6 protein-coding genes and 4 pseudogenes are annotated in these 6,060 nt (G+C 66.3%); 7 read left to right on the forward strand and 3 right to left on the reverse strand.

The window, feature by feature from the left end:
- Positions 1–195: 195 nt before the first annotated feature.
- Together AB0M18_RS36235 and AB0M18_RS36240 are read left to right on the forward strand one after the other, a co-directional pair.
- Positions 196–516, forward strand: a pseudogene (locus AB0M18_RS36235) (transposase); the annotation flags it as partial.
- 41 nt (positions 517–557) lie between these two features.
- A pseudogene (locus AB0M18_RS36240) lies at positions 558–668 on the forward strand (IS5/IS1182 family transposase); the annotation flags it as partial.
- Between the two features lie 123 nt (positions 669–791).
- On the opposite strand, the gene AB0M18_RS36245 reads toward AB0M18_RS36240, so the two are convergent.
- Positions 792–1,133, reverse strand: coding sequence for a hypothetical protein (locus AB0M18_RS36245; protein ID WP_365765630.1), 342 nt, complete (start codon positions 1,131–1,133; stop codon positions 792–794).
- Between the two features lie 420 nt (positions 1,134–1,553).
- Here AB0M18_RS36245 and AB0M18_RS36250 point away from each other — a divergent pair, with 420 nt between their 5' ends.
- The gene (locus tag AB0M18_RS36250) at positions 1,554–1,886 is read left to right on the forward strand and encodes an Lsr2 family protein (RefSeq protein ID WP_365765631.1); all 333 of its coding nucleotides are present in this window, start codon (positions 1,554–1,556) and stop codon (positions 1,884–1,886) included.
- Between the two features lie 705 nt (positions 1,887–2,591).
- Here AB0M18_RS36250 and AB0M18_RS36255 read toward each other — a convergent pair.
- Positions 2,592–3,143 (reverse strand): hypothetical protein, encoded by a 552-nt coding sequence (locus tag AB0M18_RS36255; RefSeq protein WP_365765633.1) that lies wholly within the window; start codon positions 3,141–3,143, stop codon positions 2,592–2,594.
- Positions 3,144–3,401: 258 nt separating this feature from the next.
- On the reverse strand, positions 3,402–3,596 hold the full coding sequence (locus AB0M18_RS36260; RefSeq protein ID WP_365765635.1) for a DUF6381 family protein: 195 nt from the start codon (positions 3,594–3,596) through the stop codon (positions 3,402–3,404).
- A 166-nt stretch (positions 3,597–3,762) separates the two neighbouring features.
- Between AB0M18_RS36260 and AB0M18_RS36265 the strand changes: the two genes are divergently transcribed.
- From AB0M18_RS36265 to AB0M18_RS36280, 4 genes and pseudogenes are all read left to right on the forward strand, one after another.
- The gene (locus AB0M18_RS36265; protein ID WP_365765637.1) at positions 3,763–3,948 is read left to right on the forward strand and encodes a hypothetical protein; all 186 of its coding nucleotides are present in this window, start codon (positions 3,763–3,765) and stop codon (positions 3,946–3,948) included.
- Positions 3,949–4,698: 750 nt separating this feature from the next.
- On the forward strand, positions 4,699–5,376 hold the full coding sequence (locus tag AB0M18_RS36270) for a DUF3105 domain-containing protein (protein ID WP_365765639.1): 678 nt from the start codon (positions 4,699–4,701) through the stop codon (positions 5,374–5,376).
- Between the two features lie 35 nt (positions 5,377–5,411).
- Positions 5,412–5,666 (forward strand): annotated as a pseudogene (locus tag AB0M18_RS36275) (DUF305 domain-containing protein); the annotation flags it as partial.
- Positions 5,665–5,949 (forward strand): annotated as a pseudogene (locus AB0M18_RS36280) (transposase family protein); the annotation flags it as partial. The pseudogenes AB0M18_RS36275 and AB0M18_RS36280, both read left to right, overlap by 2 nt.
- Positions 5,950–6,060: the final 111 nt, after the last annotated feature.

Raw genomic sequence — 6,060 nt, forward strand, 5'->3', positions numbered from 1 at the left:
GGCGCATCCTCCGCAAAGCCGGCTGCAACCCGAGCCGGATGACTTCAATCGCCAGAGCCATCCTCACCATCGAGAATCACCGCTGAACAAGCTCCGTCGCCGCCAGGACTGGGACAAGATCGACAAAGCGTTGAAGCCGGTCTGCACGGCCCGACCGAGGACGCCGCGACCAGCCGGTTCCTCCAGTTCAGCGAGGAGTGGGGCTAGAAGTATCCAGCGATCGTCCGGCTCTGGGAGAACGCGTGGGCGAGTTCACCCCGTTCCCGCAGTTCGACACGGAGATCCGGCGGATCGTCCGCACTACGCGATCGAGTCGGTGAACGCGAGGATCCGCCGTGCCGTCAGGGCTGCGGGCACTTCCCTTCTGAGAACGCCGCTTTGAAGCGCGTCTACCTCGCGGTGATGTCCCTGGACCCGACCGGCGCCGGACGCAAACGCTGGACCAGTCGCTGGAAGCGGGCACTGCAGGCCTTCGACATCGCCTTCGACGGCCGCCTCACCCACAACCGAATCTGACCTCACCAAGCAAACCGGTTACACCGTTTACTGGACAGACCCTGAACAGGCTTAAGAACTTCCGTGCGGTGGCTACGCGGTATGACAAGCGTGGCTACGTGTTCCTCGGCACTGTCTCGGCGGCAGCTGTCATCATGTGGCTCCGCTCATGACCGGCCACTCGTGTTCAAGTCGAGTACGGAAGCCCGGCCGACCGGGGCAAACAGAATGAGTGGCAGCTCCTTGTCGGCCTGGCCGATCGCCAGCGCGAGCCAACGACCGCTGTCGGGGAGCGGTCACACCCTCATACTCAAGGCCTGTTGGCTGAGGTAGTCGAGCGGCTCGGGCACCAGCTCTCCCTCGCAGCCGGCACTGAGATGCGGTCCGAGGTCCACAGCGAACGCTTTGTCCCACCGAGTCGTCAGGCGTGTGGCCAGGTCGTCGAGGCAGGCCCGCAGGTCAGCTTCGGCCTCAATCCAGGCCTGCCCGTCGTCGTCAACCCAGAAGTCCCGACTGACCTGCAGTTCACGCACACGATGCTCTGGTCCGCCTTCCCCGGAGGCATCGACATAGGCCACCTCCGGGAACGGCTGCACGGCCAACGCGTTAATCGTCGAGATGTACTCCTCGGTGGTCATGGGCGCAGATTATGGGACCGCGCAGACAACTACCGCTGACCGTGCGCACGAACGGTGATCGGCACGGACAGCTCCTAGACCTGGGCCGCCTCCACCGCCGCCAACTGCTGCAGGGATGCCGACGCTGCGCGCACCTCCAGGCGCACACAGTAACGAAACTGGCTCGCTGTGGGGAGGTACACCCTCGCCATAGCAACCAGCGGAACCTTGAGCGTGCCGGACAGCGAACAAGCCACTCTGACACTGCCCGCCGACCATGCGGCACTTGATGATCGCCTGAATTCCTGCAGCCTGGGATATTCCGGAAGCCAGTCCAGCTATCTGTGCACTATGTGGCTTTCGCCTACGGGACCAGGCCAGTCTTGCCACGAATGCAAGCTGCGGGGTTTCGACGTGTCGCCGTTGGTGTACTATCCGGACATGGCGCAGAAGCACGTAACGATTTTCATCGACGACCTCACCGGTGAAGAGACCACCGAAGGTTCCACACACACATTTACGCTCAATGGCGTGAACTACGAGATCGACCTGTCTCCGGATAGCTACGATCAGATGCTCGAAGCGTTTAGCCCCTATTTGAAGGCAGGGCGAAGGACTGGCCGCATCAAGCGTGGGGCGAAGGCTAGCCGCAGTCGCACCGAAGGGCCGTCCACCGCTGAGATCCGCGAGTGGGCAAAGGAAAACGGGCACGAGGTCAACGAACGCGGCCGTATCTCAGCCGACATCCGCGCGGCGTACGAATCAACACACTGACCTCTCTCATCTCACCTCTGGAAGGCTGTGGGCCTGGCCGGAGGAGCGATGACATGGCGAAGCCTCTCGCCGTCGGTTGTGTGATCTCACTCAACACGACCATCGGCCAGGGGCTTCGTTGGATTCTTACCTTTCCACGCTCGACGTTCTATACGAACTCATCGAGCATGTCTCCCGGCTCATCCAGGCTCGACGGTGTGAACTGAACTCGCCGCGAAGACGGCTCAATTCGCTTGAAGCAAGCCTTGCCGACGCTCGCGGACCTGCGAAAAGGACGAGAACATTCGCCCAGGCCAGATCCAGGATTTGGCGTGCCAGAGACGACGCCATGGTTCTATGCCGACGAGACACCTGGGGCTTCTCGCCCTCCTGGGCGCCGGGCCCGCGTAAGACTCTCGTCGGGCTGAGCGAGAGCGATCACGCGGCTTGAGATCTCTCGCTCAACCGTCCGGGAGCCTTGTCCGTTACGAGCCGTTGCCTGTCACCCGGCCCGGCTGTGGGTCAAGGACATCTTCTCGGGCCGGTCCCGCAGGACGCGTTGCCTAATGAGGAGCTGGCCGTCCTGCTGCTGCGAGCCTCGAGCATCATGCCGATGTTCTCTCGCTGGCCGAGACCCTCGACCGCGGCTACAGGCCGGGCGAGGGCGGCGCACCCCGAAGCCAGTGGTCTGGCACCGATGAGGAGCCGGGCGAGCCGGGGGAGGAGCTATCGTGACCGCGCCGTGGTCTCGCCAGAGGCCGGCGACTGGTTTTGGATGTTGATCCAGTCGCGGCTGCGCCGGCCGGGGAGATAGGGGCTGGTAAGTCGTTTGGCGGTGATGCCGTCGTAGCCTTCCTGCAGGGCTTGACAGAGGGCTTCGGTGGCCATGGAAGGCCGGGCGGCGGGTACCAGCAGCCGGTCGCCGTTGACGGGGAGGTCGTCGAGGAGGGCGCGGCGGGCGGTGTAGGGCTGGTGGAGGACGGGCTGCCACAGGTAGAGCACGTCGTAGATCATCAACCGGGCCGGGTGCTCCGCCGGAGCGCGGCTGACGGCGCGCGGATGGTGCAGGCTCATGCGCGACTGCAGCCGCTCCACCGACGGACGCCCGGCGGGGTCGGGAGTGATGATCTCGCCGTCCAGGACCGCTCGGATCTGGGGGAGCAGTCCGGCGGGCGGGCTGAGTTCGGGGTAGTCGGCGGTGATGTCCAGCCCGCCGACGCTGACCAGCTGCATGGTGCCGTCGCCGGGCAGGCGGATCAGAACACGGCGCCGTTCCACAGCGTCTCGTACGCGTACTCCGCCTCCTCGGATGGCCCGGGCAGTGGGCCGATGGACGCGTGCATCGGCGACCACGCCGGCAACCTCATGGCAGAGCACCCATAACACCCGGGATCCCTCTTCAGGAAGATGTTGTGCCCGGCCAGAAATCACCCTTGGAAGGCTGATGCCCGGGGCACGGTGTCCAGGCCGGTGACTGGGAGGGCGCCTCGGGAACGCCCGCGGCCGCCGGCCGGACATCACGACAAGGGCTTGGCGCTACTGGGGGTCCAGGCCGCCGCGGTCCGTGTCCTGACTGGATTCCTTGTCGCTCTGTTCCTTCAGCCGGCGGGCCTGGTCGCTCAGGCGCTTGCGCTCGTCGGGGTCGCTGGTGCGCTCGGCCAGGTCCTTCATTTCCTGGGCTTTGGCGCGCATCTGCTCGGCCTTGCCGCCAGGCGCACTGGTCATGCTCATGATCGCTCCTTGTTGTGGGAGAGCGGACGAACCATAGCGAAACACCCCTGCTGAGCTACCGCATCCCGAGCACACTTTGTGGTGTGATGCCCCTTCCCGCGAGGGGCAGGAAAGGTCGGGGCTGGCGCATGTGCGGGGCAGGGGGGAACAGCGTGATGGTGAAGAGATGGCAGCGTTGATCGTTGTGGGCGAGCCGGCCGGGGCGGGCGGCCGCCGGGTGAGTGTGATGCGCCGGGGCCGTGAGGAGTCTTTGGGGACGGCGTTCTCCGATCACGATGTGATCGCCTTCCTCCAGACGGCAGGCCTGAGCGATCCGGAGGAGGTTCTGGACGACCCGCGCTGGGTCCAGTGACGCGGGGGCTGGGCATGGAATCCGTCCCTGGGCGGCGGCTGAGGAAGGTGGATCCCGCGGTCCTGGAGGCGGTTCGGACCTCCAGGGCGCCGCTCTACGCCGGGGCATACCCGGTCCCGGGCGGAGACTGACAGGGCTGTCCCGGCCACAGCCGGGACAGCCCCCGCGTGCGACACGCGGGGGATCTATCGTGCCGACAGCCCTAGATGATCATGGAATGCCGGCTTCCGGGTGGGTGACCGCTACTCCGGCTGCAAGGCCATGCGCCGCTGCAGCGCCCGCACTTGAGCGCCGCGCCGTCCTGACCGCTGAAACGTCTTCCTGCCGTCGGTGAACGCGGTGTCGGGGAGGACCGGGAGTGCGCGCCGGAGTCGACCGCTGCCAGCTCGTAGGGGTGCCGGTCACCGCTGGCGTGCCGGGCGGGACCGCCTCTCTCGATACGTGGGGTGGCGGGGTCGGTCGGCGCCGGGGTGACGGGCGGCCAGGGTTGGCCAGGTCCACGGTTGGCCGGGGTGGGCACCCGCGGCGGTTTCGCGAGCCGGAGCACCTTCGGGGACCGGCCGGTGTGGTAGCTGCCGGCGGCCCCGCCGCCGTGCGAGCGGCACGGCGAACCTGTTCCGGATGCGCATCCTTGCTGTTGATGGTTGACAGTGCTTCGAGTGACAGGTTTCTATGCTGAATGTCAGGTTTTGCCCCCGGATTGGATCTTGGGCATAGCCCCGGCCGCCCGCAGAGAGAGGTGAATGGGGCGTGGCTTCCACCAAGAATCAGTCCGGCTCGCGCAAGGCTCGAGTAGAGGCGATGCGGCGTGCCGACAGGGCGAGGGATCGCCGCAACCGCGTCATCACTGTCGCTGTCAGTCTGGCTGTGGTTGCAGGGGTGTGCGGTTTTGGCGCTTACGTCCTGAACGAGGAGTCGGACCAGAAAGAAGCGGCGGAGGCGGCCGTCCAGGCGCCGGTGGAAGGCGAGAAGAGCTGGGACGCCAAGAAGCTTGGCCGCAACCATGTCGCCAAGCCTGCGACGTACCCGATGAAGCCTGCGGTCGGCGGCGACCATCACCAGGTTTGGATGAACTGCGACGGCGATGTCTACAAGAAGCCGGTTGCGGACATGAACGCCGTGCATTCGCTGGAGCATGGAGCGGTGTGGGTGACGTACAGCGACAAAGCTGCGGCCGCAGACGTCAAGAAGCTCGCCGAGAAGGTCAGCAAGACACCGTACTCGCTGATGAGTCCGGTCAAGGACCAGGCCGGGGTGATCATGCTGTCCGCCTGGGGCAAGCAGGTCACCGTGGACGGCGCGGACGACCCGCGTGTGGACCAGTTCTTCACCAAGTACGTGCAGGGCCCGCAGACGCCGGAGCCGGGCGCGGCCTGCACCGGCGGGATGGACGCGAACGGCCAGGGCGGCGTGGGGATGAAGAAGTGACCGTCACCTGTACGTAGTGGGCGGCGGCCGCCGCGGTGCTGCTGGCGCTGCTGTTCGCCGGGTACGCTAACGGTCAGTTCCGCCCGGGGCGACGCGCCCGCGGCGGCGTCGACGCCGGGCCGGGAGTCGGCGGACGCCGGCTTCGCCCGCCTGCTGGCGGTGCACCGCCAGCAGGCGGTGGAGATGTCGTTCATTGTCCGAGACCGCACGACCGACGAGGACGTGCGCCGTCTGGCGTACACATCGCCAACGCGCAGGCGAACCAGCGCGGCATGCTGCTGGGCTGGCTATCGGTTCTCGGCGAACGCGCAGGTCATCATCGACGCCGACACCGAACTCATGGTCGCCGCGGCCCGGCCGGCCCGGCAACACTGCGGACGCAAAGGCCTGGCGACACTCCGGCCTGGCCCAGCGCTGCGAAGGCGTGACCGTGCTGGCAGACGGCGCCTGCATCAACACCGGACTCGTCGTCCGCACCGCAAACGCCCCGGCCGAGCCTTGCTGCCGGGCGAGGAAGCAGACAACGTCGAACACCGAAAGGTCAGGGCCCGCGGCGAGCACGCTTTCGTCCGCATACACAACCTCGCCGTCACCTCCTAATGATGTTGTCAAGCTGCAGTGGTGACGGGGAGGTTGCTTTGGTAGCACTGTCCGTCACGGATGAGAGCCCACAGGACGTTCACG

The organism is Streptomyces sp. NPDC051909, assembly GCF_040681095.1.
Taxonomy (GTDB): domain Bacteria; phylum Actinomycetota; class Actinomycetes; order Streptomycetales; family Streptomycetaceae; genus Streptomyces.